This window comes from Catellatospora sp. NPDC049111 (assembly GCF_040648615.1).
Lineage (GTDB): Bacteria > Actinomycetota > Actinomycetes > Mycobacteriales > Micromonosporaceae > Catellatospora > Catellatospora aurea.
This window is the reverse complement of record NZ_JBEZEB010000006.1, coordinates 108,052-123,739: the sequence shown is the minus strand read 5'-3', so window position 1 is coordinate 123,739 and position 15,688 is coordinate 108,052. Positions and strand designations below refer to the sequence as shown.

8 protein-coding genes are annotated in these 15,688 nt (G+C 74.5%); 7 read left to right on the top strand and 1 reads right to left on the bottom strand.

Features of this window, described 5'->3' with window-relative positions; translation table 11 throughout:
• The first annotated feature begins 9 nt into the window (after nt 1-9).
• The 6 genes from AB0B66_RS11305 (at nt 10) to AB0B66_RS11280 (ending at nt 14,515) form a co-directional block, all read left to right on the top strand.
• Nucleotides 10-5,370 carry a type I polyketide synthase gene (locus AB0B66_RS11305; protein ID WP_360526623.1) on the top strand — a complete coding sequence of 1,787 codons (5,361 nt, stop codon included), beginning with the start codon at nt 10-12 and terminating at the stop codon, nt 5,368-5,370.
• The gene (locus tag AB0B66_RS11300) at nt 5,370-9,323 is read left to right on the top strand and encodes a beta-ketoacyl synthase N-terminal-like domain-containing protein (protein WP_360526620.1); all 3,954 of its coding nucleotides are present in this window, start codon (nt 5,370-5,372) and stop codon (nt 9,321-9,323) included. Before AB0B66_RS11305 ends, AB0B66_RS11300 begins: the two co-directional genes overlap by 1 nt.
• A 28-nt stretch (nt 9,324-9,351) precedes the next feature.
• Entirely contained in the window at nt 9,352-10,575 is a 1,224-nt protein-coding gene (locus AB0B66_RS11295) for a cytochrome P450 (protein WP_360526617.1), read from the top strand.
• A gap of 32 nt (nt 10,576-10,607) precedes the next feature.
• Nucleotides 10,608-10,964, top strand: a complete 357-nt coding sequence (locus AB0B66_RS11290) for a nuclear transport factor 2 family protein (RefSeq protein ID WP_360526614.1) — start codon at nt 10,608-10,610, stop codon at nt 10,962-10,964.
• A gap of 15 nt (nt 10,965-10,979) precedes the next feature.
• Complete coding sequence (locus AB0B66_RS11285; RefSeq protein WP_360526611.1) at nt 10,980-11,756, top strand: alpha/beta fold hydrolase; 777 nt, start codon at nt 10,980-10,982, stop codon at nt 11,754-11,756.
• Between the two features lie 302 nt (nt 11,757-12,058).
• Entirely contained in the window at nt 12,059-14,515 is a 2,457-nt protein-coding gene (locus AB0B66_RS11280) for a LuxR C-terminal-related transcriptional regulator (RefSeq protein WP_360526608.1), read from the top strand.
• 49 nt (nt 14,516-14,564) lie between these two features.
• Here AB0B66_RS11280 and AB0B66_RS11275 read toward each other — a convergent pair whose 3' ends face one another.
• Nucleotides 14,565-15,203 carry an NAD(P)H-binding protein gene (locus tag AB0B66_RS11275; RefSeq protein WP_360526605.1) on the bottom strand — a complete coding sequence of 213 codons (639 nt, stop codon included), beginning with the start codon at nt 15,201-15,203 and terminating at the stop codon, nt 14,565-14,567.
• A 101-nt stretch (nt 15,204-15,304) separates the two neighbouring features.
• Here AB0B66_RS11275 and AB0B66_RS11270 point away from each other — a divergent pair, with 101 nt between their 5' ends.
• The gene (locus tag AB0B66_RS11270; RefSeq protein ID WP_360526602.1) at nt 15,305-15,685 is read left to right on the top strand and encodes a helix-turn-helix domain-containing protein; all 381 of its coding nucleotides are present in this window, start codon (nt 15,305-15,307) and stop codon (nt 15,683-15,685) included.
• Nucleotides 15,686-15,688 lie beyond the last annotated feature (3 nt).

Below are 15,688 nucleotides of genomic sequence, written 5' to 3'. Positions count from 1 at the left end.
GGGCCTGACGTGAGCCAGCAAGAGACCGAGAAGATCGCCGACTACCTGCGCAAGGTGACGGTGGACCTGCGCCGGGCCCGCCAGCGGATCCAGGAGCTGGAGCAGGTGGAGCCCATCGCCGTGGTCGGGATGGCCTGCCGCTACCCGGGCGGGGTCGCCTCCGCCGACGGGCTGTGGGACCTGGTCACCGCGGGCGGTGACGCGGTCTCGGACTTCCCCGTCAACCGGGGCTGGCCGACCGGCCTGTACGACGCCGACCCGGACAGTCCCGGCCGCACGTACTGCACCCGGGGCGGCTTCCTGCACGACGCCGACGCTTTCGACCCCGCCTTCTTCGGCATCTCGCCGCGCGAGGCGCTGGGCATGGACCCGCAGCAGCGGCTGCTGCTGGAGACCGTCTGGGAGACGTACGAGCACGCGGGCATCGACCCGGCGGCGGTGCGCGGCTCGGAGACCGGCGTGTTCATGGGCGTCATGTACTACGACTACGCCCCGCCGCTGCGCCAGATCCCGGCCGAGCTGGAAGGCGTGCTGATGACCGGCAACGCCGCCAGCGTCGTCTCGGGACGGATCGCGTACAACTTCGGCCTGACCGGGCCGACCGCGACCGTGGACACGGCGTGCTCGTCGTCGCTGGTGGCGCTGCACCTGGCGGTCAAGGCGCTGCGCGACGGCGAGTGCACGGCGGCGCTGGCGGGCGGGGTCGCGGTGATGCACACCCCGGCGACCTTCGTGGAGTTCAGCCGCCAGCGCGGCCTGGCCGCCGACGGCCGGTGCAAGTCGTTCGCCGCCGAGGCCGACGGCGTCGGCTGGTCGGAGGGCGTGGGTGTGCTGCTGCTGGAGCGCCTGTCGGACGCGCGCCGCCTGGGACACCCGGTGCTCGCGCTGGTACGCGGTTCGGCGGTCAACCAGGACGGGGCGTCCAACGGGCTCACCGCGCCGAACGGCCCCTCGCAGCAGCGGGTGATCCGCCGGGCGCTGTCCTCGGCGGGACTGTCCACCGCCGATGTGGACCTGGTCGAGGCGCACGGCACCGGCACGAAGCTCGGCGACCCGATCGAGGCCGAGGCGCTGCTGGCCACGTACGGGCAGGGCCGGGCCGAGGACAACCCGCTGTGGCTCGGATCGCTGAAGTCGAACATCGGGCACGCGCAGGCGGCCGCCGGCGTCGGTGGTGTGATCAAGATGGTGCAGGCGCTGCGCCACGGCATCATGCCGCGCACGCTGCACGCGACGAACCCGTCGCCGTTCGTGGACTGGTCGGCGGGCACGGTCGAGCTGCTGACCGAGGCGCGCCCGTGGCCCGACCTCGACCGGCCGCGCCGCGCGGCGGTGTCGTCGTTCGGCGTCAGCGGCACGAACGCGCACATCATCATCGAACAGGCCCCGGCCACCGAGCCCGCGCCACCGGCGGAGCCGAATCAGGACGGACGAACCTCCGCGTCCGAAGGGGCGCTGGTGCCGGCCGTCCCGCCGCCCGCGTCTGCTCCGTCGCCCGCCGCGTCGCGCGACCAGGCGCGGGTGCGGGCCGCGCTGCCGCTGGTGCTGTCCGCGCGTACTCCCGCCGCGCTGCGCGGACAGGCGTCGCGCCTGCTGCCGCTGTTCGGCCAGGACGGTCCCGAGCCGGTGGACGTCGGCTTCTCGCTGCTCGCGTCCCGGGCGGCGTTCGAGCACCGTGCCGTCGTGGCCGGTCGCGACCGGACGGAACTCGCCGCGGGCCTGGAGGCGCTCGCCCACGGCGGGTCACCGGTCACCGCGCCCGGCCGTGGCGCGCTGGGCACGCTGTTCACCGGCCAGGGGGCGCAGCGCGCGGCCATGGGCTCCGGTCTGTACGAGGCCTTCCCGAGCTACGCGGCCGCGTTCGACGAGGTCTGCGCCGTGCTCGATCCGCTGCTCGGACACAGCCTGCGCGAGGCGATCGACGCCGGAGACCGGCTGCAGGAGACGGGCCTGACGCAGCCCGCGCTGTTCGCGGTCGAGGTGGCGCTGTTCCGGCTGGCGGAGTCGCTGGGCGTGCAGCCCGGCTTCGTGGCCGGGCACTCGATCGGCGAGATCGCCGCGGCACACGTCGCCGGGGTGCTGTCGCTGGCCGACGCGGCGACCCTGGTCGCGGTGCGGGGACGGCTGATGCAGGCGCTGCCCGCAGGCGGCGCGATGGTCGCGGTGCGCGCCTCCCGCGAGTCGGTCGAGCAGGCGATCGCCGGACTCGGGCAGGAGCACGCCGGGCTGGTGAGCGTGGCGGCCGTGAACGGGCCCGCCTCGGTCGTCGTCTCCGGCGCCGAGCAGGCCGTCGACGCCGCCGTGGCCGCGCTCGGCGTGTCCGGCAGGCGGCTGCAGGTCAGCCACGCGTTCCACTCGCCGCTGATGGACCCGATGGTGGCGGACTTCGAGCAGGTCGTCGCCGGGCTGACGTTCCACCCGCCGACGGTGCCTTTCGTGTCGACCGTGACCGGCGAGCCGGTGGCGGCTGAGCAGCTGACCCGGCCGGGTTACTGGGTGGAGCACGTACGCCGACCGGTCCTGTTCGCCGACGCGGTCGCCGCGCTGGCCGCCGCCGGTGTGTCGACGCTGCTGGAGATCGGGCCGGACGCCGTGCTCACCGCGATGGCGGCGGAGTCCCTGCCGGACGACGTGACGGCGGTCGGCGCCCAGCGCCGCGACCGCGACGAGGCGGTCACCTTCCTGGAGGCCCTCGGCACCGTGTACGCCCGCGGCCACGCCGTCGACTGGCCCGCCCTGTTCGCCGGGACCGGTGCGCGGCGCGTGGACCTGCCGAGCTACGCCTTCCAGCACGAGCGTTTCTGGCTCGTGCCCGCCACCGCATCCGGCGACGTGGCCGGGGCGGGCATCGACGCGGCCGGGCACACGCTGCTGGGCGCGGCGGTGCCCCTTGCCGACGGGAGTGGCCTGGTGCTCACGGGCCGGCTCACTCGCGCAACGCTGGACGACGTCCTGGCCGCAGAGCCGGCCGTGCCTGGCACGGTCCTGCTGGAGCTGGCGCTGCGCGCTGCCGACCAGGTCGGCTGCGGCCGGGTCGCCGAGCTGACCCTGGACCGGCCACTGCCGACCCCGGTCGGTGAGCAGGCGCTGCGGCTGCAGGTCGTCGTGTCCGGTCCCGACGGCGACGCGCGCCGCACCGTCACCGTGCACGCCCGGCCCGAGGACGACGACACCGGCTGGACCAGGTACGCCCACGGCGTCCTGGCGTCGGGCCAGGCCGTGGCTGAGCCGGTCACGGGTGATCCGGTCGAGGTCGCCCTCACCGAGGAGACGGAAGCGGGGTACCTGCTGCACCCCGCCCTGTCCGAGCAGGCGCTGCGGAGCGCGCCCGCCGACCCGGACGCGGTGCCGGTGCGCTGGACCGACGTGACCGTGTACGCCACGGGCGCGCAGCGGCTGCTGGTGCGCGCTGTTCCGGTCGACGGCGGCCACCGCGTCGACGCCCTCGACCCGGCCGGGCAGCAGGTCGCCGTGTTCGGCATGGTCGGCTACGCGCCCCGAGCCGAGTGGCAGGGAGCTTCCAGCGCGGCCGACTCGCTGTACACCCTGGACTGGACCCCCGTGGAGACACCGGCCGAGCCGGTGGACCTGAGTGGATGGGCCGTGCTCACGACCGGCGGCGACGCCTCGGATCTCGCCTGGCAGCTGGGCATCAGGTCGGTGCCGGATCTGGCCGGCCTGGACCCCGCGCCGCCGGTGGTGCTGGTTGAACTGTCGTCGGACACCGGCCTCACGATGCCGCAGCGGGTGCGGGCGGCCACCGCCACGGCACTGGAGCTGGCCCAGAACTGGCTGGCCGAGCCGCGGTTCGCGGCGTCGCGGCTGGCCGTGATCACCCGAGGGGCGACCGGGGCGGCGGCCGCGCCGGACCTGGCCGCCGCCTGGGGACTGCTGCGCACCGCGCAGAGCGAGCATCCCGACCGGTTTGTGCTGGTCGATCTGGATGCCGAGAGCACCTCGGCCGCGCTGATCCCCGCGGCGCTGGCAGCGGGCGAGCCGCAACTCGCGGTACGCCTGGGGCGGCTGTGCGCCCCGCGGCTCAGCCGGGCGGCCGGGGAACCGGCCCCGGTGGCGTTCGTGCCGGAAGGGACGGTCCTGGTCACGGGCGCCACCGGGGCACTGGGCGGGCTGATCGCCCGGCACCTGGTGCGCGAGCACGGCGTACGCAACCTGCTGCTGGTGAGCCGCCGCGGCCCCGACGCACCGGGCGCGGCCGAGTTGGAGCAGGAGTTGACCGCACTGGGTGCGCGGGTGCGCACCGTCGCGGCCGACGTGTCCGACCGGGCCGCCCTGGCCACCGCCCTCGACACCGTGCCCGCCGAGCACCCGCTGACCGCCGTCGTGCACGCGGCCGGGGTGCTCGACGACGGCCTGCTCGTCGCGCAGACCGCGCAGCGACTCGACACCGTGCTGCGGGCAAAGGCCGACGCCGCCTGGCACCTGCACGAACTCACCCGCGATCGGGGACTGTCGGCGTTCGTGCTGTTCTCGTCGGTGGCGGGTCTGCTCGGCGGGGCCGGGCAGGCCGGTTACGCCGCCGCGAACGCGTTCCTGGACGCGCTGGCCGCGCACCGGCACGCGGCGGGACTGCCCGCCCAGTCGCTGGCGTGGGGCATGTGGGCGCAGGCGGGGGCGATGACCGCCGACCTGTCCGAGGCGGACCTGCGGCGGCTGGCCCGCGCGGGCATCGCGCCGCTCGACGCGGACCAGGGTCTCGGGCTGCTCGACGCGGCACTCGGGCGGGCCGAGACGCTGCTGGTGCCCGTACGCCTGGACCTGCGCACCCTGCACGGCCAGGACCGGTCCGCGGTGCCGCCACTGCTGCGCGGCCTGGTCCGCACCGCCACCCGGCGCACGGCCGCCCACGGCGCCGCCGTGCCGCTGGCCGAGCGGGTCGCCGCGCTGCCCGCCCCGGAGGCGTCGCGCCTGCTCACCGACCTCGTCCGCACCGAGGTCGCGGTGGTGCTGGGCCACCCCGGCCCGGCGGCCGTCGACCCCGACCGGGCCTTCCGCGAGATCGGCTTCGACTCGCTGGCCTCGGTGGACCTGCGCAACCGGCTCGCCGCCGCGACCGGGCTGACCCTGCCCGCCGCGCTGGTGTTCGACCAGCCCACCCCGACCCTGCTCGCCGCGTACCTGCTCGGGGAACTGGCTCCCGCAGCAGCGACGGTCGTGGACCCGCAGGAGGCCGCCGTGCGCGAGCTGCTGGCCACTGTGCCGATGGCGCGGTTGCGCCAGTCCGGGCTGCTGGACCTGCTGCTGCGCCTCGGCGAACCCGACCGCGGGGATGCGCCGGCCGAAGCCGGGTCGATCGACGAGATGGACGTCGACAGCCTGCTGCGGCTGGCCGGCGAGAGCGCGGCCCGCTGATGGCGGCCTCGGTGGAGCAGCTCGTCGAAGGGCTGCGCGCGGCGCTGAAGGAGAACGAGCGCCTGCGGCAGCAGAACCAGAGCCTCGTCGACGCCACGGCCGAGCCGATCGCGATCGTCGGCATGGCGTGCCGGTTCCCCGGCGGGGTGAGCTCACCGGAGGACCTGTGGCGGCTGGTCTCCGCCGGGGGCGATGCCATCGGCCCGTTCCCGCAGGACCGGGGCTGGCCGGAGGACCTGTACGACCCGGACCCGGGCCGCTCGGGCCACACGTACGCGCGCACCGGCGGCTTCCTCGACGGCGCGGACACCTTCGACGCGGCCTTCTTCGGCATCTCGCCGCGCGAGGCGCTGGGCATGGACCCGCAGCAGCGGCTGCTGCTCGAAGTCACCTGGGAGACCCTGGAACGGGCCGGGCTCGACCCGGCCGCGCTGCGCGGCTCCGACACCGGCGTGTTCGTCGGCGGCAACGGCCAGGACTACCCGCTGCTGCTGGCGCAGGACCCGCGGCCCGTGGAGGGCATGCTCATCACCGGCAACGCGGCCAGCGTCGCGTCCGGACGGATCTCGTACACGTTCGGCTTCACCGGCCCGGCCCTCAGCCTGGACACCGCCTGCTCGTCGTCGCTGGTGGCGCTGCACCTGGCCGCGCAGGCGCTGCGCGCCGGGGAGTGCTCGCTGGCGCTGGCGGGCGGGGTCACGGTGATGTCCACGCCGTTCGGGTTCGTGGAGTTCGCCCGGCAGCGCGGGCTGGCCCCGGACGGCCGGTGCAAGGCGTTCGCGGCCGGGGCCGACGGCACCGGCTGGGCCGAGGGCATCGGGATGCTGCTGGTGGAGCGGCTGTCCGACGCCCGCCGCCTCGGGCACGAGGTGCTGGCGGTGCTGCGCGGGTCGGCGGTCAATTCCGACGGCGCGTCCAACGGGCTCACCGCCCCGAACGGGCCGTCCCAGCAGCGTGTCATCCGGCAGGCGCTCGCCGCGGCCAGGCTGTCGCCATCCGAGGTGGACCTGGTGGAGGCGCACGGCACCGGCACCGTGCTCGGCGACCCGATCGAGGCCGACGCGCTGCTCGCGACGTACGGCGCGGACCGGGCCGAGCCGCTGTGGCTGGGTTCGGTCAAGTCCAATCTGGGGCACACGCAGGCCGCCGCGGGCGTGGCCGGGGTGATCAAGACGGTGCTGGCGATGCGGCACGGCGAGCTGCCGCCGACCCTGCACGTCGACGCGCCCACCCCGCACGTGGACTGGAGCTCCGGCACGGTGCGGCTGCTCACCGAGGCCCGGCCGTGGCCGCGCGGCGACCGGCCGCGTCGGGCGGGCGTGTCCGCGTTCGGGATCAGCGGCACCAACGCCCACGTCATCCTGGAGGAGGCCGCCGCCCCGCCGCCCGCGGCCTCGCCGCAGCCGCCCGCGGTGGTGCCGTGGCTGCTGTCGGCGCGTACGCCCGAGGCGCTGCGGGCGCAGGCGGCGCGCCTGCACGAGGCGGTCGCGGGGGGCGCGGATCCGGTGGCGGTCGGCTGGTCGCTGGCCCACACCCGGGCCCGGTTCGACCACCGCGCGGTCGTGTCCGGCACCGGGCGCGAGCACCTGCTCGACGGGTTGGCCCGGCTCGCCCGGGGTGAGACCGGCCCCGGCGCGGCCGCCGGACGGCGTGGCGCGGGCCGGGTCGCGGTGCTGTTCACCGGGCAGGGCGCGCAGCGGGTACGGATGGGCCTGGACCTGGCGGCCGCGTTTCCGGCGTACCGCGACGCGTTCGACGGGGTGTGTGCCGACCTCGATCCGCTGCTGCCCCGGCCGCTGCGCGAGGTCGTCGCGTCCGGGGAGGGGCTCGGGGAGACCGGGTTCGCCCAGCCGGCCCTGTTCGCCGTCGAGACGGCGCTGTTCCGGCTGCTGGAGTCCTGGGGCGTGCGCCCGGCCGTGCTGGCCGGGCACTCCGTCGGCGAGATCGCCGCCGCGCACGTGGCCGGAGTGCTGTCGCTGCCGGACGCGGCGCGCCTGGTCGCCGCGCGGGGCGCGCTGATGCAGGCGCTGCCGCCCGGCGGGGCGATGGTCGCCGTCGGCGCACCCGAGGACGAGGTCCTGCCGCTGCTGGCGGCACACGCCGCGGCGGTCGCCGTCGCCGCGGTCAACGGCCCGTCCTCGGTGGTGGTCAGCGGCGAGCAGGACGCGGTCGACCAGATCGTGGCCGAGCTGCGCGAACGCGGTCGCCGGACGCGGCGGCTGGAGGTCAGCCACGCGTTCCACTCGCCGCTGATGGAGCCGATGCTGGACGGGTTCCGCGCCGTCGTGACGGCGCTCGCCTTCGCCGAGCCCCGGATACCGATCGTGTCCACGGTGACCGGTGCCCTGACTCGTCCGGGCGAGCTGGCCGACCCTGCGTACTGGGTCGGCCAGGTCCGGCAGCGGGTCCGGTTCGCCGACGCCGCGGCCGCGCTGTACGCCACGGGCGTGGACCTGTTCGTCGAGGCCGGGCCGGACGGCGTGCTGTCGGCGCTGCTGCCCGGGTGCCTCGGCGACACGGGCGCACCCGCCGTGCCGATGCTGCGCCGCGACCGCCCCGAACCGCTGTCCGCGGTCGCCGCGTTCGCCGAGGCCGCGGTCCGCGCCGACGTGGACTGGTCGGCGTTCTTCCCGGACCCGGCTCGCACCACGCTGCCGACCTACGCCTTCCAGCGCCGCCGCCACTGGCCGGCCCGCGGCCTGCCCGGCGCGCGGCGGCAACCCGACGACGTCACGCCGGGCGCGGCTCCTGTCACGGCGTCTTCGAGCGCGGAACGCGGCGCGGCGCCTGCGGACGCGGCGACGGGCACGTCGGCGCAACGGCGGGCGCAGTCGCCGGAATCCGGTCCGGCGTCGCCGGCCGCGCGCTCCGCCGGTCGCAGCCGGGACGAGTTGCGGCAGCTCGTCGCCGCCGCGGCCGCTGCGGTGCTGGGACACCCGGATGGCGAGCTGGACGAGACCACGACGCTCACCGCGCTGGGGCTCACCTCGCTGTCCGCCGTGGAGCTGCGCGACCGCCTGCACGCCGCGACCGGGCTGGCCCTGCCCGCAGCGGCCCTGTTCGACAACGCCACCGTGGGCACGCTGACCGAACACCTCGCCACCACGGCCGGAGCTGTCGCCGCAGTGACCGAGCACCTCGCGACGCCCGGCGGGCCCGCTGCCGAGGCGGGAGAGACCCTGGTGGAGACGTTCCGGCGGGCGTGCCTGGCAGGACGGGTCGGCGAGGGCATGGACCTGCTCGCCGATGCCGCCGCCGCACGGCCGTGGTCGGACAAGCCGGTCGTCGGCGAGCCGGTGCGGCTGGCTGAGGGATCGGCCGCGCCCGCACTCGTGTGCCTGCCGTCGTTCGTGGCCCCGGCCAGCCCGGTGCAGTTCGCCCGCATCGCCCGAGGCCTGCGCGGAGCACGCCCGGTGTCGGCGCTGCCGCTGCCCGGCTACCTGCCGGGCGAGGACCTGGCAGAGGACGTGCCGTCGCTTGTGGCCGCGATCGCCGACCGGGTGCCCGATGGCGAAGCGGTGCTGGTCGGCTACTCCTCCGGCGGCTGGCTGGCGCACGCCGTCGCCGCCGAACTCGCCGAGCGCGGCCGCGGCTGTGCCGGCGTCGTGCTGCTGGACACCTTCCCGCCCGGCGCGCCCGAGCTGACCGCGCTGCAGGACGTGCTGTTCCAGGACCTGGCCGCCCGGCCCGAGGTGGTGGCGCTGGTCGACGCCGCCAAGCTCGCCGCGATGGGCCACTACCTGCGGCTGTTCCAGGACTGGCGACCGGAGCCGTCGCCGGTGCCCACGCTGCTGGTGCGCGCCGAACGGATCCTGGCCGGGCCGGCGGAGCGCACCGCATGGCCCGTGCCGCACGACGCGGTCACGGCCGCGGGAGATCACCGCTCCCTCGTCGAGGAGCACGCCGCGGCGGCGGCGCAGGCCGTCGAGCACTGGCTGACGTCCCGGGGCTGAACCCCCCTAGTCGAGAAAGGACAATACCGTGACCTACGCACCACAGGCCGACGACGTCGACCTGCTCAGCTGGAGCTTCGTGCAGGACCCCTACACGACGTACGCCCGGCTGCGCCAGGACGGCCCGGTCACCCGGCAGGTCGTCAAGACACTGGCCACCGAGCTGAACGCCTGGGTGGTGACCAGCCACGAGCACGGCCGTGCCCTGCTGGCCGACCCGCGGCTGTCCAAGGACTCGGTGGCGCTGCCCGGCGTGGTCAACCGCCACTCGGTGGACGGCAGCCAGTCGGCGACCGAGCAGCCCAAGAGCATGCTGTTCAGCGACCCGCCGGACCACACCCGGCTGCGTCGGCTGCTGGGCAAGGCGTTCACCATGCGCCGCGTCGAGCAGATGCGCCCGTGGATCGTACGGCAGGTCGACGAGCTGCTCGACGGCGTCCGGCCGGGGGAGGAGTTCGACCTGGTCGACCGGATCGCGCTGGCGCTGCCGATCTACGTCATCGGCAACCTGCTGGGCGTGCCCGAGGGGCGCTTCGCCGACTTCAAGGTCTGGAGCAGCGCCCTGGCCAGCGTCGACATCACCGCGGAGGAGAAGCAGCAGGCGCTGGGTGCGGCGTTCCAGTACCTGCGGGAATTGATCGCGGGCAAGGCCGCCGAACCGGCCGACGACATGATCTCCGCGCTGATCCAGGCGACCGACGACGGCGTACGCCTCGCACCGGCCGAATTGATGTCGACGGTCTTCCTGGTGATGAACGCCGGCTACGAGACCACCGCCAACATGATCAGCAGCGGGATGCTGGCCCTGCTCACCCACCCCGACCAGCAGGAACTGCTGCGTACGGACCCGTCGCTGCTGCCCGGCGCGATCGAGGAGTTCCTGCGCTTCGAGAGTCCGCTGAACCTGTCCACGATCCGGTTCAGCACCGCCGACATCCCGGTCGGCGACGTCGTCATCCCCGCCGGGGAGATCGTCTTCGTGGCGTTCCCGGCCGCCAACCGCGACCCGGCCCAGTACGACGACCCGGACCGGTTGCGCGTGGACCGGCGGGCCGGTTCGCACCTGTCGTTCGGGCACGGCATCCACCACTGCGTGGGCGCGCCGCTGGCCCGCCTCGAAGGCGAGATCGTCTTCCGGGCGCTGCTGGAGCGGTTCGCGTCGTGGCAGCTCGCCGTCCCGGTCGAGCACCTGACCTGGCGCTACACCGCGCAGTTCCGCGGCCTGGAGCGGCTGCCGGTCGTCCTGAAGTGACCCATCCACCGCAACGAGCAGGGAGACACAGCATGTCCAACACAGACGTGGTCGCGGGATTCTTCGCGGCGGGCGAGGCCGACGACGTGAAGGCCGCGATCGCGCATTTCGCCGAGGACGGGGTGTGGATCGCCGCCGAGGGGTCCGAGCCCGGCACGACCTACCGCAAACCCGCCATGTCCGAGCTGCTGGCCAGGCTCATCGCCGTGCGCAAGGAGTACGAGGCGAAGGGCGTGAAGATCGCGTACGGCGACCTCGGCGAGGCGGGCGACAAGGTGTACCTGGAGATCGTGATCAGCCTCGACGGCAAGGTGCTCGACCGCTCGATCGACGTGTTCACCGTGGTCGACGGCAGGATCGCCGTCAAAGACGTGTACCGGAAGGCGTGAGTACGCTCGATGGCTGTGGCACAGACCTCTGACGCCGAGCGCTGGGTGCGCCGCTTCCATCCCGCCGACGGCGCGCCCGTCCGGCTGGTGTGCTTCCCGCACGCGGGCGGCTCGGCCAGCTTCTTCTTCCCGGTGTCGCGTGAGCTCGCGCCGGCGGTGGACGTGCTGGCCGTGCAGTATCCGGGACGCCAGGACCGGCGGGCCGAACCCCCGCTGACCAGTATCGACGGGCTCGCCGACCGGCTGGCCGAGGTGCTGGCGCCCCATGCGGACCGGCCGGTGGTGTTCTTCGGCCACAGCATGGGCGCGCTGGTGGCGTTCGAGACCGCGCGGCGGTTCGAGGCCGCCGGGCATCCGGTGCGCGCCCTGGTCGCCTCGGGTCGGCGGGCGCCGTCGCGGGTGCGGCACGAGAACGTGCACCAGCGCACCGACGAGGGCATCGTCACCGAGTTGCGGCTGCTCAGCGGCACCGAGTCGGACCTGCTCGGCGACGACGAGGTGGTCCGGATGATCCTGCCCGCGCTGCGCGCCGACTACCAGGCGGTGGAGACCTACCGCTGCGACTCGGGGCGGCGGATCGCCGCGCCGATCCTGGCGCTGGTGGGTGACGCCGACCCGCGGGTGGACGTGGCCGAGGTGGAGACCTGGGCGGCGCACACCGGCGGGGCGTTCCGGCTGCGGGTGCTACCCGGCGGGCACTTCTACCTGACCGGCCAGCAGGCCGCGGTGCTGGGCGAACTGCGCTCGGTCACCGCGGCCGCACACAGCGCCGTGGACGCGGCGACGGCGTGAGGTCCGCGCCGGGCGGGCGGACGCCCGGCGCGGACACCCCCGGACGTAGTAGTTTCATGGATATCGATGTCCAATCCAGACTCCGAGCCACGCCGAATCGTTGTACCGAGTGAGAAAGTCGGCAGTTGGTGGTCCCGATAGGCGGCCCGACGGTAAGTTCGTCGCGGTGGCAACGGGGCCTTTCTTTCTGGACACGGATCGGTAACAGGTGGCCAGTACCCTTCGATGTGTCAGGTTCGTTGCTGCGCATGCGAGGCGCTGGGGGGCGCCGGGTACGGGACCACGACGGGGGAGGGACGACGATGAGCGCTGCCGTGCATCTATCCGGTTACCGACAGCTGGTGTCCGCCCTGACCCGGGCGCGCGACGGCGCGGGCCAGGTGGTCCTGCTCGACGGCCCGACCGCCGGCGGCAAGACGTACCTGCTCGATCTGCTCGTCCAGCTCGCTCGCGACGAGGGCGACCTGGTGCTCACCGCGGTGTGCTCCAAGTTCGACCGGACCGATCATCTGGCCGTGCCGCGGCAGCTGTTCGGCTCGCTGGGGCAGGCGGTTGAGCCCGCGCTCAGCGACGCCGGGACACTCGTCGGCAGGCTGTCCGCGCTGGCCGGCACGAGCGCGGTGGTGGTGGCGGTCGACGACCTCCGCCACGCCGACCCGGCCTCGCAGCGCTTCGTCAAGCAGCTGGCAGCCAGCCTGGCCGGGCAGCCGATACTGCTGGTCTGCGCCGACCGGACGCGCCCGGCCGCCGGGTTCCCCGGGATCTGGGCCGATCTCCTCGACCAGGCGCACCTGCGACGGATCGACCTCGGGCCGCTCACCTCGTGCGAGGTCGTCCGCACGGCCTGGCACGGCCACGGGCTCACCCTCGGCGAGGCGTTCGCGCAGCGCCTGGCCGCCGTCACCAACGGCAGCGCGCCGCTGGTGAACGCGCTGCTGGCCGATCACCTCGCCCGGTACGGCAGGCGCGTGCCCGACGGCGTCGACCCGGTCGGCGGCCGGGCCTACCGGCAGGCCGTGCTCGACTGCCTGCACGCCCTCGACCCGGAGGACCGCGACATCGCCGAGGCGGTCGCCGTGATCGGCTCACTGGGCGCGGTCGACATGGTGTCGCAGGTGGCCGGCGGGCAGCCCGCGGAGGGCGCGATCGCCGAGCTGACCGCGTGCGGCCTGCTCGACGCCACCGGGTTCCGCACCCGCGCCGCGCACGAGGCGGTGCTGCACAACATGTCGGCCAGCCGGCGGGCGTCGCTCAGCCGCCTGGTCGTCGAGCTGCTCGTCCCGGCCGGGGCGAGCCCGGACGACGTCGCCTCCTGGCTGGCCGCCGTGGAGAACCTCGACCCGATCAGCGAAGCCGCGCCACCGCAGCCCCAGCGGCGGGTCAGCGCCAGCCGTTTCGTGCCGGTGCGGGTGCTGCAGATGCTCGGCGACGGGTCCGCGGGCAACCTCGACTTCGCCGGGGACGGCCGCAGCCGCCGGCACTGGCACGTCGGCGCGGGGGAGCAGCCGCGCACCGCCGAGCCGCGCTCGCTGTGGCACGCCACCGAGACCGTCGCCGCGCTGGAGCAGGAGATCGCCGGCCTGCCGCCGGGCGCGTTCACCGTGGCCGACCTGCGGGCCCGGCAGCTGATCATCGGCTGCGACTACCCGAGCCTGCTGCCGTCGGTGCTGGCCCGGGTGAAGGTCGACAGCCGCCGGCTGACCGAGCAGTCGCCGCGCTTCGCCGCGGTGCACTCGCTCAGCCGGGTGCTGGGCGGCCACGACACGCAACCCGCGCTGGCCGACGCGCACGCGGCGCTGACCGCCTTGGAGCGCGGCCGGGAGAACTCCCGGGCCGTGGTCAGCGCGCTGGCCACCCTGCTGCACGAGAACCAGTTCGCGCCCGCCGCGGCGTGGTGCGAGCGCTTCGCCTCGATCGCCCGCGCGGAAGGCGACGTCGCCGCGGTCGCCGAACTGCTCGCGCTCCAGGCGCAGATCACCATGCGGGGCGGTGACACCGCCAAAGCGATCGCCCAGGCCGAGCACGCGCTGGAGCTGATGGCGCCGGAGCAGTGGGGGATCCGGCTCGGCATGCCGCTGTCCACGCTGCTGCTGGGCACCACAGCCGTCGGCGACCATGAGGCGGGTGTGCGCTACTTCCGGCACCGCCTGCCCGAGCCGATGTTCGACAGCCGGTACGGCCTGCACTACCTGTACGCGCGGGGCCACTTCTACCTGGCCGCGGGCGAGCACCTGTTCGCGCTCGCGGATTACCTGCGCTGCGGGCGGCTGATGACGCTGTGGCGGGTCGACTCGCAGGAGCTGGCGCGCTGGCAGCTCGGCGTCGCCGCCGCGTACATGGCGATGAACGACTACGACAAGGCGGTCAGCACCATCGCCGAGGCGCTGCCGCGGCGGTCGGACGACCCGCTCGACGCCGAGCACGCCCGTAAGTGCGAGTCCATCTTCGAATCCTTGCTGACCTCGGCGGGCACGCCCGGACTGCTGTCCACGATCGAGCACCTGTGCCGCAACGTGTTCACCCGGACGGAGACCGAGCCGGTCGCCAAGTACAAGATCGTCGACCGGTACGCCGACTGCCTGGACCGGCTCACCCTGGCCGAGCGCCAGGTGGCGGTGCTGGCGGCGAAGGGCTCCACGAACCGGGCCATCGCCCGGGAGCTGTCGATCACCGTCAGCACGGTCGAGCAGCACCTGACCCGGGCGTACCGCAAGCTGCAGGTGGTCGGCCGCAATGAGCTGCGGGTCCGGCTCGGTTGAGCGTGGTGGGGCGGCCAGGATGGCGCCCGCCCCACCACGCCGCCCTCAATCAGTCCGCGACCGCGACGCGGGTGCGGTGGTGGCGCGGGTTGTCGATCTCGTCGACGATGGCGACCGCCAGGTCGGCGTAGGACAGGTGGCTGGTGCCGTCCTCCTTGGCCAGCAGCTGGTCGCCGCCGGTGCGGTAGGCGCCGGTGCGCTCGGCCTGGTCCAGCACCATCGGCGGGGTCAGCACGACCCAGTCCAGCTCGGTGTCGGCGGTGCGCAGCGTGTCCAGGCCCGCGGTGTGGCCCTGCGCGAACTCCTTGTACGCCTCCGGGAAGTCCGGCGTGTCCAGCATGCGCACGCCGGGCGCGACCTCCAGGTTGGAGACCATGCCGATCACGACGGCCCGGCCCACGCCCGCCTTCGGCAGCCCCTCCAGGAACGCGTTGGCCGCGCCCACGAAGAAGTCGCCCGGGGCGCTCTGCGGGTCGTACGCGGCGTTCACGGCGGCGTCGTGCCCGGCGGCCAGGCCCGCCACCGAGGACGCGTCGCGCACGTCGCCCGCCACCGCGGCGACGCCCAGGTCGGCGTACTTGGACGGGTCGCGGACCACGGCCGTCACCTCGTGGCCGCGCTTGACGGCCTCGTCGACGACGGCACGGCCGGCCTTGCCACCGGCGCCGAACACGATAATCCTGCTCATATGCAGACCTTCCCCTAGTATCGGTGTATCCCGATCTTTGTGGCCGAGTCTAGAACGGAAGGTACTTGTTACCGCAAGGGTACCTAAGTACCCTCTGGATAGTGACCACGTCATTGGACCCAGAGATGTTCGATCCGGCCTGCCCGTCCAGCGCGATGCCGATCCGCATCGGCGACAAGTGGGCCGGGCTGATCATCTGCTGCCTGGAGGACGGCCCCCGGCGCTTCACCGAGATCCAGGTCCCGCTGCGCGGCGTTACCGCGAAGGTGCTCGCGCAGACCCTGCGCGGCATGGAGCGCGACGGAATGATCACCCGTACGGCGTACCCGGAGATCCCGCCCCGGGTCGTCTACGAGCTCACCGACCTGGGCCGCACCCTGCTGGAACCGATCGCCGCCTGCCGCGAGTGGGCCAAGGAGCACCTGCCCACGATTCTCGCCGCCCGCGAGGAGTGGGAGAAGGCCGCCGCCGGCGCGGCCTGAGAC

What these genes read in the sequence shown, in the direction of transcription:
- AB0B66_RS11300 (WP_360526620.1), top strand. Translation starts at nt 5,370, where the DNA reads ATGGCGGCCTCGGTGGAGCAGCTCGTCGAAGGGCTGCGCGCGGCGCTG.
- AB0B66_RS11290 (WP_360526614.1), top strand. Translation starts at nt 10,608, where the DNA reads ATGTCCAACACAGACGTGGTCGCGGGATTCTTCGCGGCGGGCGAGGCC.
- AB0B66_RS11280 (WP_360526608.1), top strand. Translation starts at nt 12,059, where the DNA reads ATGAGCGCTGCCGTGCATCTATCCGGTTACCGACAGCTGGTGTCCGCC.
- AB0B66_RS11275 (WP_360526605.1), bottom strand. Translation starts at nt 15,203, where the DNA reads ATGAGCAGGATTATCGTGTTCGGCGCCGGTGGCAAGGCCGGCCGTGCC.